This is a genomic window from Pseudomonas sp. W5-01, assembly GCF_046540435.1.
Classification (GTDB): domain Bacteria; phylum Pseudomonadota; class Gammaproteobacteria; order Pseudomonadales; family Pseudomonadaceae; genus Aquipseudomonas; species Aquipseudomonas graminis_B.
The window spans coordinates 857156-873583 of sequence record NZ_JAXCIP010000001.1 but is presented as its reverse complement, the minus strand read 5'-3'; the positions used below and the strand labels follow the sequence as shown (position 1 = coordinate 873583).

The 16428-nt window shown below is 56.6% G+C and carries 18 protein-coding genes and 1 pseudogene; 9 read left to right on the top strand and 10 right to left on the bottom strand.

Annotated features, from left to right (window positions below; translation table 11 throughout):
* The first annotated feature begins 66 nt into the window (after window positions 1-66).
* From SLW75_RS03775 to SLW75_RS03765, 3 genes are all read left to right on the top strand, one after another.
* Complete coding sequence (locus SLW75_RS03775) at window positions 67-273, top strand: hypothetical protein (protein WP_410933578.1); 207 nt, start codon at window positions 67-69, stop codon at window positions 271-273.
* A gap of 26 nt (window positions 274-299) precedes the next feature.
* Complete coding sequence (locus tag SLW75_RS03770) at window positions 300-1610, top strand: M10 family metallopeptidase C-terminal domain-containing protein (RefSeq protein ID WP_410933577.1); 1311 nt, start codon at window positions 300-302, stop codon at window positions 1608-1610.
* 301 nt (window positions 1611-1911) lie between these two features.
* Window positions 1912-2049 (top strand): hypothetical protein, encoded by a 138-nt coding sequence (locus tag SLW75_RS03765; RefSeq protein ID WP_166650636.1) that lies wholly within the window; start codon window positions 1912-1914, stop codon window positions 2047-2049.
* A 197-nt stretch (window positions 2050-2246) separates the two neighbouring features.
* On the opposite strand, the gene SLW75_RS03760 is transcribed toward SLW75_RS03765, so the two are convergent.
* The 3 genes from SLW75_RS03760 to SLW75_RS03750 all read right to left on the bottom strand — a co-directional run bounded on the left by SLW75_RS03760 (window position 2247) and on the right by SLW75_RS03750 (window position 6085).
* On the bottom strand, window positions 2247-2540 hold the full coding sequence (locus tag SLW75_RS03760) for a hypothetical protein (protein WP_244656991.1): 294 nt from the start codon (window positions 2538-2540) through the stop codon (window positions 2247-2249).
* Between the two features lie 178 nt (window positions 2541-2718).
* On the bottom strand, window positions 2719-3714 hold the full coding sequence (locus SLW75_RS03755) for an alpha/beta hydrolase (protein WP_369305662.1): 996 nt from the start codon (window positions 3712-3714) through the stop codon (window positions 2719-2721).
* A 367-nt stretch (window positions 3715-4081) separates the two neighbouring features.
* Window positions 4082-6085 carry a putative bifunctional diguanylate cyclase/phosphodiesterase gene (locus tag SLW75_RS03750; RefSeq protein WP_410933576.1) on the bottom strand — a complete coding sequence of 668 codons (2004 nt, stop codon included), beginning with the start codon at window positions 6083-6085 and terminating at the stop codon, window positions 4082-4084.
* Between the two features lie 338 nt (window positions 6086-6423).
* On the opposite strand from SLW75_RS03750, the pseudogene SLW75_RS03745 reads away from it, so the two are divergent.
* A pseudogene (locus SLW75_RS03745) lies at window positions 6424-6657 on the top strand (methyl-accepting chemotaxis protein); the annotation flags it as partial.
* Between the two features lie 236 nt (window positions 6658-6893).
* Window positions 6894-7157, top strand: a complete 264-nt coding sequence (locus SLW75_RS03740) for a hypothetical protein (RefSeq protein WP_410933575.1) — start codon at window positions 6894-6896, stop codon at window positions 7155-7157.
* A 106-nt stretch (window positions 7158-7263) separates the two neighbouring features.
* Here the strand turns inward: SLW75_RS03740 and SLW75_RS03735 are convergent, their stop codons facing one another.
* Complete coding sequence (locus SLW75_RS03735) at window positions 7264-7758, bottom strand: hypothetical protein (protein WP_369305659.1); 495 nt, start codon at window positions 7756-7758, stop codon at window positions 7264-7266.
* A gap of 233 nt (window positions 7759-7991) precedes the next feature.
* Between SLW75_RS03735 and SLW75_RS03730 the strand changes: the two genes are divergently transcribed.
* Window positions 7992-8354, top strand: coding sequence for a response regulator (locus tag SLW75_RS03730; RefSeq protein ID WP_410933574.1), 363 nt, complete (start codon window positions 7992-7994; stop codon window positions 8352-8354).
* Window positions 8355-8417: 63 nt separating this feature from the next.
* Window positions 8418-10013 (top strand): histidine kinase famiy protein, encoded by a 1596-nt coding sequence (locus tag SLW75_RS03725; protein ID WP_133777123.1) that lies wholly within the window; start codon window positions 8418-8420, stop codon window positions 10011-10013.
* An 88-nt stretch (window positions 10014-10101) separates the two neighbouring features.
* On the opposite strand, the gene SLW75_RS03720 is transcribed toward SLW75_RS03725, so the two are convergent.
* Window positions 10102-10293: a DUF6555 family protein gene (locus tag SLW75_RS03720; protein ID WP_369305797.1), complete on the bottom strand. Its 192-nt coding sequence runs from the start codon at window positions 10291-10293 to the stop codon at window positions 10102-10104.
* A gap of 156 nt (window positions 10294-10449) precedes the next feature.
* Here SLW75_RS03720 and SLW75_RS03715 point away from each other — a divergent pair, with 156 nt between their 5' ends.
* Window positions 10450-10842, top strand: coding sequence for a hypothetical protein (locus SLW75_RS03715; protein ID WP_369305658.1), 393 nt, complete (start codon window positions 10450-10452; stop codon window positions 10840-10842).
* On the opposite strand, the gene SLW75_RS03710 is transcribed toward SLW75_RS03715, so the two are convergent.
* The 5 genes from SLW75_RS03710 to SLW75_RS03690 all read right to left on the bottom strand — a co-directional run bounded on the left by SLW75_RS03710 (window position 10769) and on the right by SLW75_RS03690 (window position 15070).
* Window positions 10769-11200, bottom strand: coding sequence for a hypothetical protein (locus tag SLW75_RS03710; protein ID WP_410933573.1), 432 nt, complete (start codon window positions 11198-11200; stop codon window positions 10769-10771). The two genes, SLW75_RS03715 and SLW75_RS03710, sit on opposite strands and share 74 nt — an antisense overlap.
* A 21-nt stretch (window positions 11201-11221) precedes the next feature.
* A complete protein-coding gene (locus tag SLW75_RS03705) occupies window positions 11222-11887 on the bottom strand; it encodes an MFS transporter (protein WP_410933572.1) in 666 nt (221 codons plus the stop codon).
* 9 nt (window positions 11888-11896) lie between these two features.
* A complete protein-coding gene (locus SLW75_RS03700) occupies window positions 11897-13090 on the bottom strand; it encodes an efflux RND transporter periplasmic adaptor subunit (protein WP_410933571.1) in 1194 nt (397 codons plus the stop codon).
* The gene (locus SLW75_RS03695) at window positions 13090-14559 is read right to left on the bottom strand and encodes an efflux transporter outer membrane subunit (protein WP_410933570.1); all 1470 of its coding nucleotides are present in this window, start codon (window positions 14557-14559) and stop codon (window positions 13090-13092) included. The genes SLW75_RS03700 and SLW75_RS03695 overlap by 1 nt, the downstream gene beginning before the upstream one ends.
* Window positions 14560-14644: 85 nt before the next feature.
* Complete coding sequence (locus SLW75_RS03690) at window positions 14645-15070, bottom strand: MarR family winged helix-turn-helix transcriptional regulator (RefSeq protein WP_369305654.1); 426 nt, start codon at window positions 15068-15070, stop codon at window positions 14645-14647.
* Window positions 15071-15503: 433 nt separating this feature from the next.
* On the opposite strand from SLW75_RS03690, the gene SLW75_RS03685 reads away from it, so the two are divergent.
* Complete coding sequence (locus SLW75_RS03685) at window positions 15504-16421, top strand: LysR substrate-binding domain-containing protein (protein ID WP_410933569.1); 918 nt, start codon at window positions 15504-15506, stop codon at window positions 16419-16421.
* Window positions 16422-16428: the final 7 nt, after the last annotated feature.

Below are 16428 nucleotides of genomic sequence, written 5' to 3'. Positions count from 1 at the left end.
CAACGAAACGGCGTTAATAGCGTTACACCACACGTGCTGTGGACCAACCGCAGATAAGGAACAGGTATGACCCAAATTTCCGGCATCAAGGAAGTCACCAGCTATACGGATTTACAGGTCACAAGTGCCAGTAGCCAGGTCAGCAAGAACGCGATCGAACTCATCGTGCAGGGTACTCCTGGCAATGACTACATACGTGGTGGGCTGGCCAATGAACTGCTAATGGGTGGGGGCGGCAACGACCAACTAGTCAGCGGGGGGGCAACGATGTGATGGTCTCCAGTGCCGGATACGACGGTATGGACGGCGGCGCCGGTAATGATGTATTCCGCTTCGACCGCCTCGGCGACAGCTATATCAAGGACGGAGGCGAGTATACCGACACCATCAACTATTTCGATCCCGCCCACGATATCCTCGACGTGTCGGCTCTGGGCTATAGCCATTTAGGCAATGGTTATGGCGATACCTTGCACATCCGTAGCGAGCCTCTGCGCGGCATTTACATTTTGGAAAGCTACGAGCGAGACGGTAATGGCAAACATTTTGCCGTGCAGTTTCTGGCCAATAGCGGCCTTATTACCGATGCCAACTTCCAGCCGCTGATCAACGGCACTTCGCACAACGATCTGCTCGAAGGCACACACGCCAGCGAATCCCTGAAGGCCGGCACTGGCCGCGATACCGTCGAAGCAGGTGCGGGCAATGACCGGCTATTCGGCGGCGCCGGCGGCGATACCCTGAGCGGCGGAGCAGGTGCCGACAATTTCGTGTATACCCGGCTCAGCGACAGCTACCGTAATGATGCCAGTGGTAGCTACAGCAGCCGCGACCTAATCACCGACTTCAGTGGCAGCGGCCATGACATGATCGACGTGTCAGCGTTGAGCTTCACCGGGCTGGGCAACGGCTACAATGGTACGCTGAAGGTGGTCCTCAACTTGGCCGGCGATACCACCGCGCTTAAATCGCTGGAGCCCGATGCCAACGGCAACCGCTTCGAAGTTCTGCTCAGCGGGAACCACGTCAGTGAGCTCAATGCCAGCACCGTGCTGTTCGCCCCGCCCAGTGACGCGACCACCGTGACCACCCCGCAGCCGATCACACCCGTGAATCTGGCCGGCGACGACAAGGCGAACATCCTGTATGGCTACTGGGGAAACGACACGCTGGCCGGCGGCGCCGGAAACGACACGCTGGAGGGTAACGCCGGCGACGATGTGCTGACCGGTGGGTTAGGCGCGGACAAGCTCACTGGCGGTACAGGCAACGACCGGTTCGTGTTCACGAGCAGCGCCGACAGCTATGCCGGTAGCAGCGACCTGATCACTGACTTCATCTGGGGCCAGGACAAGCTCGACGTCGCCGCGCTCGGCGTGACCGGTTTGGGAGACGGCCGTGACGGTACCTTGCGCATGACCTACGATGAAAACACTGATCGTACCTACCTGCGCAGCAGCGAAGCGGGGGCCGATGGGCACGCTTTCCAGGTCACGCTAGCCGGATTCGACTACACGCAGTTGATCACCAATGCCGATTTGGTGGTTGCTGATAAGGCAGAGGTGGTCCTCATTGGCCACGCCACTATTGACATTGACCACGTGGGCTAACGCTGCCTGAGCAACTGAGCTATCAGCACGCAACTTTAGCTTACGCAACCGCTACGGTGTGCGTGCTGAACGGCAGCTGTGGGGCGAAAGCGGTCACCCATGACCGACCGCTATCGACCGTAAGCAGCCACCAGCCGGGGCTGCTGCACGATATCAAGCCAAGGATGATCGTAGGTGCATCAGTATCCTTGTGCATTTGCTACGCAGAAAGTCCTGTTTATGATTCGCCCAAAGCCAGCCGCTCAGCTATACATTAGAAGAGAAACAGTGCCATCACCGGCACACCTACTGGAGGCTCAATATGGCTAGCAATGAAAAAACCAGCAAAGGCGTAGCGTCAAAAGCAGGTAAGCAATTGAAGGACGATAAATCTTCTGCTGCAGAAAAATCAGTCGCTGGTTCGGCACTGACTCAAACCCCAGACAAAAAGAAAAAGTAGACATTTGCTACTGAACGCGTCTGACCCCAGCATTTTCCCATGTCCGAGTAATCGCTGTAATCCAAGGAGACTTGAGCCCTGGATTACAGCGGCCAGCAAGAGGAGCGACACCTTGGGTACCCCTCCCCGGCCTCCCACAATCCCGCAAGAGTGATTGCCAGCTTCGGCCTTGTCATCGTTGTCGGCGAACCGGGCAATCAGATCCACAAAGCTCTGGCTCTCCGGTAGCTGTCAGTCGCCGCCGTGTAGCGGAACACGTCAGCGTCGTTGGTGCCATTGCGGCGATAGACCGAGAGATTGGGGTCGCCGCCGGCGATCAACAGGTGAGCACCTGTGCCTCCGATGATCAGATCCGAGCCTATGCCGCCGTCGATATGGTCCTTGCCGGCCAAGCCGTAAATGACTTCCGACGTAGCGGTCCCTATGATCACGTCCCTGCCGGCCGTTCCTTCGACGGTGGGGGCCGTGAACACCAGGTTGGGGCTGTTCAACTGCCCCGTCAGGTAGCCTTCGAGCGCCAGTTCATCGCACCTCCTGTTTGGGCCTCATGATGAGGCTTGGAGGTGTCTATGAAACCGGAGGCGACTCATACGGTAGCTACGATCTTACCCAGCTGTAAGCCAAGGTGCTGACTGCTACGGTTTGACATCGCAGCAGCCAGAGGGCTGGTTAGAATGCTGCCTTCAGGCGAGCGCCGGCATAGGCCTGTGCTTCCTGAGCCTTTTCCACCACCGCAGCGGTGCCGAAAAACTCGTGGGTCACGCCGTCATACAGCTTGCGCTCCACGCTTACGCCCTGGTTTCGCAACGCCTGCTCCAGTTGCGCACCGTCATCACGCAGCGGGTCGATCTCGGCATTGATCAGAGTCACTGGCGGCAGACCGTGAAGGTTGGCGTGCACAAGATCCAGACGTGGATCCTTCAGATCGGCAGAGCTTTTGGTCACATTGGCCACGAACCAAAGCATCATGGGGCGATTGAGTGGCTTGGCGTCAGCGTACTTCAAGTACGACTCGGTGTTGGTCGTGGTCTGCCCCACTGGGTACACAGCAATCACACTCTTAGGCGAGGTCAGGCCCTGATCGCGTGCTGCCACAGCAGTGGCGAGCGCCAGATTGCCGCCGGCGCTTTCGCCGGCCAACGCTAGGCGTTTAGGGTCTCCGCCAATGCTAGCAGCGTTGGTAGTGAGCCAGCGGTAGGCAGCAACAGCGTCTAGATGCGCTGCCGGGAATTTATATTCAGGCGCGCGACGGTAGTCCACTGACACCACGATAGCATTGGCCTGCTTGGCCAGGCCGCGGGCGCCACCGTCATACACGGTGCGGTCCGCGATCACCCAACCGCCGCCGTGGAAATACAGCACTACCGGGAATGGTCCGTTACCAGCAGGGGTATAGACGGTTGCTGGCAAGTTCCCTGCAGCACCGGCTACCGTGATCTCATGGGTTGCCACGCCCGGGACCAGTGCTGTGGGGCTGCTGTCACGCTTCTGGTCGGCCAGTACCCGCTTTACGCCATCAGCCACAGTAGGCTGTTTACGGGCTTCCTCCGGCGTGGTTTTTTCAATAGCTTTAGGATCGAACGCCGCTTGGGCGTTAAGCACTTTCTGCATGTCGCTGTCAGTGCGGAACATGCTTTTGGTCGAGCTGACAGCTAATTCCGACAAGGTAGGTTTTTCCGGATCGCGAGCGCAACCGGCCAAGGTTGCCAAGCTGACGGCAGTTACGGTAGCAACCAATGCACAACGTATTGGGTGGGACGAACGCATGGTGAATCCTCGATGGGTGCAGCTATCTCGACGAATGTGGTGGCAGGCGCTGCACAAGCCGCTCCTACGCTTTGTCCGAGGAAAACACGTAGTGTTCAAAGCAAGCAGCAGTCATCCGGATCAGCGGCAGGAAGCTGAATCCAACACTGCGCGAGTCGGGCGATATTAGCTGTACATCTTTATTACGGGCTGCGCTGCGAAGAAGCGTCTAGGACCATTCAAGTTAATGGGTGGTTGGTTTCCGGTTTTGTAAGAGCAAGTCCAGTCAGTTGCCCGAAACTATATGAAGATGACAGTAAGGGTCCAGGGTTTGGGTGGGCGGCAACGTGTTACATGAAAATGTATTGGGTTGAGGACGTCCAAGATAATAGCCTTGAGCGTGGTCATAGCCTATATCACGCAGTAATTCGAGATCCTGGGCGGTCTCAACGCCTTCAGCCAGCACCTTCAGACTAAAAGCATGCCCTAATTTCAAAAGAGCCATCAACACCTGCTCGCGCTGGGATTTGTCTTCGATTCTCAATACCTGACGGTCAACCTTCAAAGAATGGAATGGAAGCTTCAGGAGATAAGCCAGGTTGGCATGACCTTGACCGAAGTCATCCAGAGCCAGTCGCACGCCCAAGTTGCTGAGGCCTGAAACTGTTTTCAATAGTTGATCATCTATGCGCAAAGGCACTCCTTCGGTTATTTCCAATATGAGGCGATGCCCTGCAAGACCCTGCTTGAGTAATGCACCCGCCACTTTCATTGGAAAATCAGGGTTGGCAAGCTGTATAGGTGAAAGGTTTACCGATATGCTCACAGCGTCGTGCCACCGGCTGGCGTGCTCACAGGCTTTATCCAGAACCCAGTCACCTACAGCATGAATCAATCCGCTACGCTCTGCCATTGCGATGAATAGATCAGGCGGAACATTTCCGAGCTTGGGATGCTGCCAGCGAATAAGGCTTTCGTATCCAGTGAGCTGATAAGGTTCGAGCTGATACAGCGGTTGGAAGTACAAACAGAATTGGTCTGTTGCTAAAGCCTCTCGGATATCCTCCGGGGTCAGAAGCGATTCATCGTTCTGTGAAAATATAAATCCCGTGTCCTCCAAACGGTTACGGCCACCTCTTTTAGCTCGATACAGCGCTTTGTCAGCCTGATCCAGGAGTGAGGAGCTATCGGTTAGCTCGATACTCGCACTGTGCGCTAATCCGATGCTGACAGTGATAATGGAGATGCCGTCTGTACGTCCGAGGTGGGCGATGTTTAGTTCACGTATGGTCTGCAGTACATGGTGAGCGATCCTACGGGCCTCATCATGAGAGGTATCTGGCAAAACGGCAATAAACTCTTCTCCGCCGAATCGTGCTACGGTACAGGGCGATATGAAGCAACTGCCTAGAGCAGTGGCAACAACTCTCAGGCACTCATCGCCAAGGAGATGTCCATAATGATCGTTATAGCGTTTAAAATGGTCTATATCGATCAATAATACTGCACCCTCGGACTGTCGATTCAAATGGTTTGTCGTAATTGCGTCCAGTTGCGGTTGTATGTGCCTACGGTTAGCCAGTCCTGTCAGCGAGTCGGTCTCTGAAAGACGTTGCAAGTCACTGTTGGCATCGGTGAGACTAGACGCTCTGGTTTCCTCACGGAGCCAATAAAGATAACGTCGTCTGGCTTCGGCGTTGGACCAGTAGTTACCAAGCAATGAGAAAAAAGATGAAGAGCCTATAGCGGTCATTATCAGGCCCCCGGCACTCAGGGAAATCGGGGCTGTATGCACCCCCCAAGCCGTGATGATCAAGCAAAATATGTTATAGACTAAGGCCACATTGAAAGGGCTTTTCATGCACGTATTAACATACATAAGCATCAGCGGCCAGCAGAACATAAACAGTGACTGCTCGCCCGAAGCAGGCTGTTCACCATTTACCACTACGTTGTAGGCAACTATAAATCCTGTGTATGACGGCAACATGGAGGCGTACTCTCTCCAGCGCTCAGATAATTTCTTTAGAAGCAACACCCCCATTAGAGTGCTAGGTACACATGTTCCGACCATCTGCAAAATTGCTGATACCAGTTCCTTTGGATTTATGACAGCTGTCCATAGTGAAAAACTACTGAATGTGAATCCTCCCAAGATCAAGCATAAGATCAGGTGGCGCCGGCGGGTAGCATGGATATCGCTCTGATAACGTAGTTCCAATTGATCGGAGAAGCGTACAGCGCTGGGTTTTTTCTCGAGTTCTCGGTCAATCTGGCTAGCGTCTAACATAGGGATTCCACAGCTTGCACTAGTGAAGCCTTGGTGATGGCTATAAGCCACCATTCTACCTTGCCGCGAACGTTGAGCCACCAGAATCTGCCCAGCGGTGATTTCTCGAGGTTTGCTGGTGGAAGCTAACCCTCTAGACGATTTCGTGGATCAGCTTGTCGTCTAGGTGTGGACATTCGCGAAAATGCGACGGTTACTTGAGCACCTCGGTGGAGTTGCTGTTGCCCTCGGTCTGTTGGGCCCATTAGCCTGATCCAACAAAGGGGATCCTTACGACGGCTGATCTCCATCTATCGTACAACCCTCGCGCTGCATCTCTCTACTTGCACAAACGCCTTGCTCTGGCCGCCATTGCCCAGTCTTTGTCAGGTATTGACGACCGAAACCTGGTGATCGCCAGCGCGGCCGAAAAGCAGGCTCAGGTGGCCCGCGAGGTTGACCGCAACCTGGTTAGAATTCGTGGTCTCTCGGTCCAGGCGGCAGCCGGGGCTAAACAGACGCGAGCGGCCAGCCAGCAATTGTCGGAACTGGCGTTCGGACTCAACGAACAAACCCGTCGTTTTCGCGTATAGCCTTGGCCTCTTATCCAGACTTTATTTCAAAATCCCCTTCACCGGCAGTGCCAAACAGCCATTTTTAAGAGATTCACAACATGGACAGCTTTCCCGCTGGGACTGAGCAGTTTGTCGTGATCAGTGCCAACGGGTTGAAGTGCCTGACGAACTAGAGACCTTTCGTTTTAGCACAATCGTCTAGCCTCAAAGCGATGAGGTTTTGGAAACCTCGCCTTTCACTCAGGAGTTCCACCATGCGCAAGCTCGTTTCATCTGCCATGATCGCCTTTCTACTAACCGGCTCTCTTATCCCATTTGCATCTGCCGAAGACGATGTGACCAAAGGTATTCGCCATGACAACCGAGAGCTGGACAAAGGCGTCGACCACGACGCTGGGGAAGTCGATAAAGGCGTCAACAACGACGCCAGTGAGGTTGATAAAGGCGTGAAACATGACAATGACAAACGCCATAAGGCCGACAAGCATTTAGACAAGGAAGCCAAGAAGGATCTCTGAGCCAGGAAGTGGCCTCAAGCTCGTAAGAAGTACTGATGCGCTCACGAATGCGAAGAAGCCCTAGCCAAGTTGGAGACGGCCGTGGAGGGCTTGAGGCTTACACCTCTCAGATAGCGGCGTTAGGCACGGCCTCTCCAGAAAAAACTGCAGCCTGACGCTGGTTAGCATCGGCTTTAGCTTTGAACTGAACCTCGCATTTTTCACGTGCAGCGGCATAACACGCTACTAGATAGTCGGCTTGCCAAAGGGTTAACCGCCCGGCCACATTTAGTCCCAAAGCAAAGCCATCCGCTCGACCGTGCGTCCACTTCAGTTGCTCGAGCGAGTCTGCCATCTGGATTTTGTAAAGCAGAGTATCTGCCATGCTGTGCAGCTCCGGGGCGAGCTCCAGAGCGTTGATGTGGCTGGGTGGGAGACTTGGAAAGCCCATGGGCTGTTTGATCTGGTAGGACATGTTCGACTCTCGTTGATTGCGCAGGGCAAGACTGCGGCTTAGCTCAGCTAAGATGTGGCTCGTCTGATTATCAGCATCCATAGCCAGCCTCAAAGCACGAATGAGACGCTGCGGATCGGAGGCTGAGTTGAGCAGACGGTTGGCCATAGCGCTTCTCTCTATAGCAAAGAGACTGAACGGAAAATGCCTTAGCCTAACTGACTGACCCGCCGTGCATAAGTCGGTAACCGTTTTTTCTATACAGGCATCCGGACTGTCGGAACTCCATGAGTTTAACCGCAGCACTGGACTGACCGGCCGGCAAATTCCACTCGATTATTAGGAATCAACCACTGAAGATTCTGTCGGAGCAGAAACACTCTTCTGTAGAGCTACTGCGAATGGACTCCATCCTGGTTGTTGAAGACGAGCGTCTGATCCTGAATCTGGTAATCGACGTTTTGGAAATGTATGGCTACACGGCTACGCCTTTCAGCAATGCCAATGCTGCCTGGAGATTTATCGAAAACTGCGGCTATCCTCCGCGGCTACTGATTACGGATCTGCAGATGCCAGGAGAGATTGATGGCATTGAGTTGGTTAGGCGCGTCCGTCGGCTTCAGCCTTCGACGCCCGTCGTCGTCGCTTCCGGCTACCACTCCACTGCTGAATCACTGGCTGATCATCGCGTGCACTGGTTACCCAAACCGTTTGAAATCGATCAGTTGCACGCGATCTGTCAAAAACTTGCACCACAGCATTAAAGACTGTTTATATATACAGACTATTCACAGATAGCGTACTGTTTGATACAGGCCGGAGCAGCGATGGCGAGTCACCCAACACGTGTAAACGATAGCTCCACCGGAGACATCAGCGGATCAGATCACAACATCTTCTTCGCTGCCGTGGAGACCACGCGCATGCCGATGATCGTCACAGACCCCAAACGGCCTGATAACCCGATAATCTTCGCGAACAACGCATTCATCGACATGACCGGTTACAGCCGCGATGAAATCGTGGGCTCCAACTGTCGATTTCTGCAGGGGCCCGAAACCGATCCAGCTGCCGTCAAGCAGGTCCGTGAGGCCATCGCTGCCAATAGGGAAGTGGCTGTTGAGCTGGTGAATTACAAAAAAGACGGTTCGGCCTTCTGGAACGCGCTTTTTATTTCGCCGGTGTACAACGAGTCCGGTGAGCTGATCTATTTCTTTGCCTCGCAGCTGGATGTCAGCCGCCGGCGTGATGCCGAGGACGGGTTGCGCCAGGCTCAGAAAATGGAAGCGCTGGGCCAGCTCACGGGCGGTATTGCACACGACTTCAATAATCTCCTGCAGGTGATGATTGGCTATCTGGACATGATCCAGCGTACCGCCGATAAACCGCATTACGATCAGCAGCGGATTCTGCGCAGCGCAGGTAACGCACGAGACGCTGCTGAACGGGCGAAAACGCTCACTCAACAGCTGCTGGCCTTTTCGCGTAAGCAGAAGCTTCAGGGCCGTGTGGTGAACCTGAATGCCATCATCACCTCATCTCAGGAGATGGCCGAGCGCACGTTGATAGGTACCGACATCAGGCTGGCTCTGGCAAGCGATCTATGGAATTGCAGGGTGGACACGACCCAGACAGAGGTCGCTTTGCTGAACATATTCATCAATGCCCGTGATGCCATGGAATCACGACAGCAGCGACTACTGACCATGGAGACCAAGAACGTACAAATTCAGAACCTCGCCTCAATGTCATATGACGGGTTGATGCCTGGACGTTATGTCAGCGTGGCTATTACTGACAACGGCGCTGGTATGCCGGCCTCCATCGTCAGCCGGGTGATGGACCCCTTCTTCACCACAAAAGATGAAGGAAAGGGATCCGGATTAGGGCTTTCCATGGTGTACGGATTTATGAAGCAATCCGGAGGAACGGCCCGGATTTATTCCGAAGAGGGCATCGGCACAACGATTCGGATGTATTTCCCCGCGGATGACAGCCAGCTCAACACCCTGCCCGTCATGGAGGCGATCGTCGAGCCATCAGGCCGAGAACGGGTTTTGATTGTGGAAGACCGTCCGGACGTCGCGGAACTGGCCAGAATGGTTTTGGAAGAATATGGCTATACGTGCGGACTGGCCTACAGCGGCCAGGAGGCACTTGCCATTCTCAAAGGAGAACAATTTGATCTGCTTTTTACCGACCTGATCATGCCTGGTGGAATGAACGGCGTGATGCTGGCCCGGGAAGCCAAGCGCTTTTACCCCACCTTAAAGGTGTTGCTGACAACTGGTTATTCCGAGAACTCGCTAGAACGTACGGATGCGGGGGGCAACGAGTTTGATGTGATATCCAAACCCTACGTGCCCACCGATCTGGCGAAGAAGGTACGGCAGGTGCTGGAGGGACCCAACGGGGTGAGCTGATTGTCCTTTCTTGTTCGGTGCAGTCGTGAAAGCCTGCCAGCTTAATCTAATGGTGCATTGATACACCCTGCGAGACTGAGCTGACTTACTAAGCGTGCGACCACTGCACCTGGACAATACCGTGCCGCTCGGCGAGTGGCTTGCTAACGATCTGGACCCTGTCTCTGCGATGTTTCGGCATCTGCGCAACCCACGAATGCACTACAGCCCAGTGCCCGGCCTCAGCATTGCTCATATTTTGTCCGCGAGTACTACCAGTGCGAGCAGCTAAGTCTTGCAGCAGCTTGGTTGCTTAAAACATACCTCGGCTCTACATCAATGAGAATGATTCAAGAAAAATATGGGTCAGATCCAACGTCTGTCCCGTTTTGCGCTGCGTATCTACACTTTTTATAGGCAAGAAATACGTTATCGTTAGTTTTAAAGGGGGGGCAGCATGGAGACGACTAAACCGTTTAGGGTTCGCGATAGCTGGGTCTTGGTCGATTCTATGGTCGACACCTATTGTGAGATTGCGGAAGAGGCGTTCGGCTGCTTTCTCTTCGAGAAGGGCAACCCGGTTCCCAAACCGCAATGGCTTAGCGAATCGACAGACTACGACGATCAGAAAGCCAGAAAACAAGTGGCTGGCATAAAAACCATCGTCTTCTCTGCGATGGCCTTGGAAGCTGCGGCGTTTGAATTTGCCACCCTCCAGCTGGGAGAGCGCCTAGCAAAAGATTACCTGGACAAGCTGGATGTGGTGGGTAAATGGCTCATCGTCCCACGCTTGGTCTGTGGTCGATCGCTGCCGGAAGGATATTGGTCCACATTTCTGCGCCAGGGGTAATGCCCGCGAGCAGGTAGCTGAAGGCGATCAAGGACAAAAATCCCAGGGTGAAGAACTTTTTGGGTGACGGCGATTTTGGCAACAGCCACGACATCAGCAGCCATGCCGCCAACGTACCCAGCAGCCCGAGCGACTGGAAATGCCCGACGGTCTCCCACGAATAGCCCAGCGCGGACTGCAGGAAAGACGGCAGCACGTAGTTGTTGGCGCCCAGCATCAGATAGCTGAAGCAGAACAGCGCGATACCGTAGACGTAGCGCCGGTTGATCACGTGATGCACTTTCAACAAGGGCCGTGGGTGTTTATTCTCGTTTCGCAGGTAGGCCAGCAGCGCGAACGCAGCCAGCCCGACGAACACCAGAATGATGGTGGTTTCGTTCTAGAAGTCGTAATAAGAGCGTTGAAGCACGTACAGGATCGAGAACGAACTGACAGCCAGCAGCAGCACCTGACCGAGTCGACTCTGACTACGGGACTCGACCGGATGCCGGTCTGTCGGCAGAAATCTCAGCGCCAGCATTGCGACCAGCATCGCCACGACAATCAGAATCCAGAAAATAGCCTGCCAGGTGGAGTACGCAACTGCCAGTGAGGAAAGCACCGGTGCGGCCGAGGTGCCGCACGCTAGACCGATGGCAAAGGCCTTGATGCCGGTAAACCGGTAAGGTCCTGGCGAAATCATCTGCACCATGACCCGAGCCGAGGTCATGAACCCTCCGCCGCCCAGCGCCATCACCACCCGGCCAGCGGTGAACGTGACCAGATCGGCGCTGACGCTGCAGATCACCGCGCCAACGATATAAATGCCGATGGACGTCAGCAGGTAGTTGCGCCAGCCAAAGCGCTCGGTCAGCCAGCGTTGCTTGGAGATCGAGATCACGGCCAGACAGGCATAAAGGGCTGCCACCAGGCTGAACTCTTCAGGACTGGCTTCGATTTCACCGCGTATCGGCGCCGAGGCAAACGCGATCATGCCGGTTTGCAGAAACTCCAGACTGCACAACAGCGTGATGGTAGTCAGCAGCAGCCAGTACTTCCTGAACATCGCAGCCTCCTAACGCCTGGCACTGCTGAGCGCAGGCGCCCGTTGGGCTCCCTCATTTTCAGTGATGACGCTTTCGACCAGCGCGTCGGCGTTTTTCAGTTCGTTATCAAACACTGCCGTGCTGTAAAGGTCCTCGCGGGGTACGTCCGCACGCAATACATCGCCGTCTTGCGCGCGGGTGTCCACCTTTACCCGCATGGAGATCCCCAGGCGCAACGGATTCCGGGCGATCTCCTGCGGGTCGAGCGCGATTTTCACTGGCACACGCTGAGTGACCTTGATCCAGTTTCCCGTCGCGTTTTGCGCCGGCAGCAGGGCAAAAGCGCTGCCGGTTCCTGCATCAAGACCGGCGACTGTTCCGTGAAAAACGACATCAGTGCCATAGGAGTCGGCTGTCAGCGTGACCGGCTGCCCGATGCGGATATGTTCAAGCTGCGATTCCTTGAAGTTCGCGTTGACCCACAAGTGATCCAGCGGCACCACCGTCATCAGGGCCACGCCCGGGCTGATGCGCTGGCCCACTTGCACGCTGCGCCTGGTGACGACGCCTGTCACGGGCGCCAGCACCACGGTGCGGTCCCGGGCGACAAAGGCATCGCGCAGATTGGCAGCGGCGGTCAGTACGTCCGGGTGCGACCGCAGCGTGGTGCCATCCACCATTGCCCTGCGCTGGGCCAGGGGCTGGCGGGTCGACGCCAACCCGGCAGCGGCGTTTTTCAGAATATCTTCGGCGTGGCTGATCTCTTCACGGGACACGGCCCCGCTGGACGCCAGTTGCGCGCGCCGCTGCACATCCGCCCTGGCCTTGCCGACATCGTTGCTGCGCTGATCGACTTCCGCCTGCAGTTGCTCCACCTGGGAGTACTGAGTGCGCGCCATGCGGGTGGCCCTCGCCAACGCAGCTTTGCTGCGCTCGAACTGGATTTCGGCGTCCACCGGATTGAGCCGGACCACCGGGTCTCCAGCGCAGACGTAGTCAGTGTTGTCCGCGCCAATCCCCGTGACGGTGCCAGTGATCTGCGAGGTCACTTGAACGGCGTTGCCGTCCACATAAGCGTCTTCGGTGCGTTCATTGCCAACTTGATACCCGTACCACAGGGCCAACAGCGCAATGAGGATCAGACCGGCGCCGATAAAGACAACGGGGCCGGAGTGGCGAGATGCGGCGACAGGGACGCCGGACGCGGGAGATTGAGTGCTCATCATTTACTCGAAAGATCAGGTGTCAGGGCTGCGTTCGACGCAATGGCATCGGGACTGAAGCCGCCCCCCAGCGCCCGGCTCAGGCTGGCCTGGAGTGAAAGGCCTCGGGCGCGCAAGTCAACGAGTTGGCGTTGCTCGGCCAATGCAGCGTTTTGCGCGATCAGTACCTGGATATAGGAGGCAAGCCCGGCACCGTAGCGGCGATTGATCAGGTCGTAGGCATCATTGGCGGTCTGAACGGCCTGTTGTTGCTGGTCCACGCGTTCTTTCAGCCAGCGCAGAGAGGTCAGTTGATCGGCTATATCGTGGAGCGCGTCGATCAACGTCTGGTTGTAGCCTTCGACCGCAACGTCGTAAGCCGCATCCTGGCTGGCCAGATTGGCCCGTAGACGACCTCCGTCGAAAATCGGCAGGCTGATCGCCGGCCCGATCCCGAGCATCCGGCTGCTGCTGTCCTTGAAGTCGCCAAAGCCAAAGCTCTGCAAGCCCAGGGAGGCCGCCAGGTTGACGTTGGGATAAAAACCGGCCTTTGCCACGTCAATTTCATGCCCGGCTGCTTCGACTCTCCAGCGCTGGGCAACCACGTCGGGGCGCCGGCCAAGAAGCTCTGCGGGAAGACGGCTGGGTATCGAAAAAGGCTCGACCTCGCCGATGGCCGGCCTGCGGATGGAACGACCACGGTCCGGGCCTTCACCCATCAACGCCGCCAGCCGGTTCTGGTCCAGCTCCACGGCCTCTCTGAGCGCGGAGAGGGTGGCTTTGCTGGCCGGAATACTCGCTTGGGCCTGTTTGATATCAACCTGGGAATCCAGCTCGGCGGCGAAGCGCCGGTGCGTAAGATCGAGGATCGACTGTTGCTGGGCGAGCACCTGCTCGGCCAGGTCAATCTGATCGTAGTTTTTCTGCAATTCGATATACGCCTGCACCATCGCCGAGGAAATCATCAGCGTCGTCGCGTACCGGTCAACGTCGGCCGCCCGCTGACGGCCGATGGAGCCTTCCAGCGCAGCACGATTTTTGCCCCAGAAATCCAGCTCGTAACCCACGCCCAGCGAGGTCTGGTAGAGCGTCTGCCAGGTGCCTGAAACGCCGCCCGCTGTTCCGTTGGCACTGTATCGCTGTCGTGTATCGGAAAAACTGGCGTCTACCCGAGGCGCAAGCGCTGCCTGGTTCAGGCCTGTCAGGGCCTGGGCCTGGCGGACCCGGGCGGCAGCGCTGGCCACCCCGGGATTACCCGCAAGCGCCTCGCGGACCATGTCATCGAGCTGCCGATCGCCAAACGCCGTCCACCAGGTTTGCTCGGGCCAATGGGCGCCAGATACCGGTGCCTCATCCAGGGTCTTTTTACTGCTGGCCTTCAGGCCCTGCCACACCGAAGACTGGGGTTTCAGATCACTGTAGGAACATCCACCGAGGGCGACGGCGACCAGTGCGGTCAGAAACAGGCGGACGGGATGTTCGGTGATCAATCGTGTGGCTCCAACGAGAAGTCGTTAAGGGGTTGCGTTCAGGCATTGGCGTTAAGCAGTGATGACCCGTGCTGCCCAACTCTCGCTAACCTGCGGCGGACGATGGCCGCGCGGCGCACAGGGCCGACAGCAAGGGTTGTTCGGCAGACAAAGCCTCGACCGCCTTGTCCCAGGACGCTGAAACGGCCTGTGCCGCGTGCTGGTAGAGCACAGCGCCGTCAGGCGACAGGCGGATGGTAATAAATCGTCGGTCGGCGCCTTCCCGTCCTCTGCTCACCAGTCCGCGATGTTCCAGACTGTCCAGCACATTGGTCATGCCTGAAGACGTCAGATTGATCTCGCGCCCGCACTCGGCCGGGGAACTGGCTCTGCCGGAAGCGACTGTTTCCAGCACCTGAAACTGCGCCACGGTCAGGCCGAAACGGGAGATGGCTGATTTGATCGTGTGTTCGAGCACGCGATGAATCTTACCCACCGAGCGGTAAATGTCGGCATAAGCGGGGGGCATCATTGGGGCGCTCATCATGGTCTGAAATGAATAGCGGTATCGACGCCAGCGATGGACTCACTGCCGCGTTTTCACCAGGGTGGATTGAGTGCAAAGCAGCAAGTGCCGCCAATGGCAAAGGATGCTATCAGCATTTTTTTCCGTACTCATTGGCAACGTCGATAACCGTTATCCCTCTCCCCGATGGGCTTGGGCGGGTTGAACACTTGCCGGCAATGCACGCAAGGCATGCCGGCAAGCACGATGCAAATGGCAGCCATGGCCGGGAGCTCACTGCGCGCCTTGCACGGCAGCGCTCTGATTGCGCCGCCACCCTCGCGACGTGGACATGCCGGTTGTCCGCATACGCGCTGGCGCATGGATGGCGCGCTCCCTAGGCTAGGCACCTTCAAATCATCAAGGGCACCCACGATGTCGGTCGTGGTGGATAGGGCTTATGAATCGCAATGAGCTGCGCAGGGCTGACATACATCTGATGGTTGTGTTCGAAACCTTGATGCTGGAGCGCAATGTCACCCGGGCGGCAGAAAAACTGTTCCTCAGCCAGCCCACCATCAGCTCGGCGCTGAACCGGCTGCGCGGCCTCTTCAATGACCCGCTGTTCATCCGTGTGGGCAACCGGATGGAGCCTACGGCACGGGCCAGCGAGATCATTCATCATCTGTCTCCGGCGCTCGACGCGATGTCCGTCGCCTTGAGCCTGACCCGGGATTTCGATCCTGGCAGCAGCACCATGACGTTTCGAATCGGCCTGTCCGATGACGTCGAATACAGCCTGATGCCCGCGTTGCTGCAAGCGCTGCACGAGGAAGCGCCGAACGTGGCGATTGTCATCAAGCAGGTCAACGCGTGGAATATTTCCGAGCTGCTGGCCTCGGGCGAGATCACCGTGGGGGTCTGCATTACTAAAGACCTGCCTGCCAACGCCAAGCGAAAGCTGCTGAGAAACGTCGTGCCCATGGTGCTGCGCATCGATGTATCCGACACCCCGCTGACCCTGGATGAGTACTGCTCACGCCCCCATGTGGTCGTGTCCCATGTTGCGAACATTTCCAGCTTCGCCGACGAGTGGCTGGAGGCCGTCGGGCGCACGCGTAAGGCTGTGCTCTCAATTCCCCAGTACACAACCCTCCCCGCGCTCATGGCCGTCGGCAACATGCTGTGCAATATGCCGGACTACTTGGCACTAGCGTTGAGCGAGACCGGTGCATTGCATGCTGAACCCCTGCCCTTCGTAACCCCGACACTGGAGTTGTCCATGTCATGGTTAAGCGTCATGGACAGTGATCCAGCAGAGCGGTGGCTGCGTAGAAAACTTGAACGCGTCATGGGGACCGGAAAAAGCTCACTTTAACGGGTGC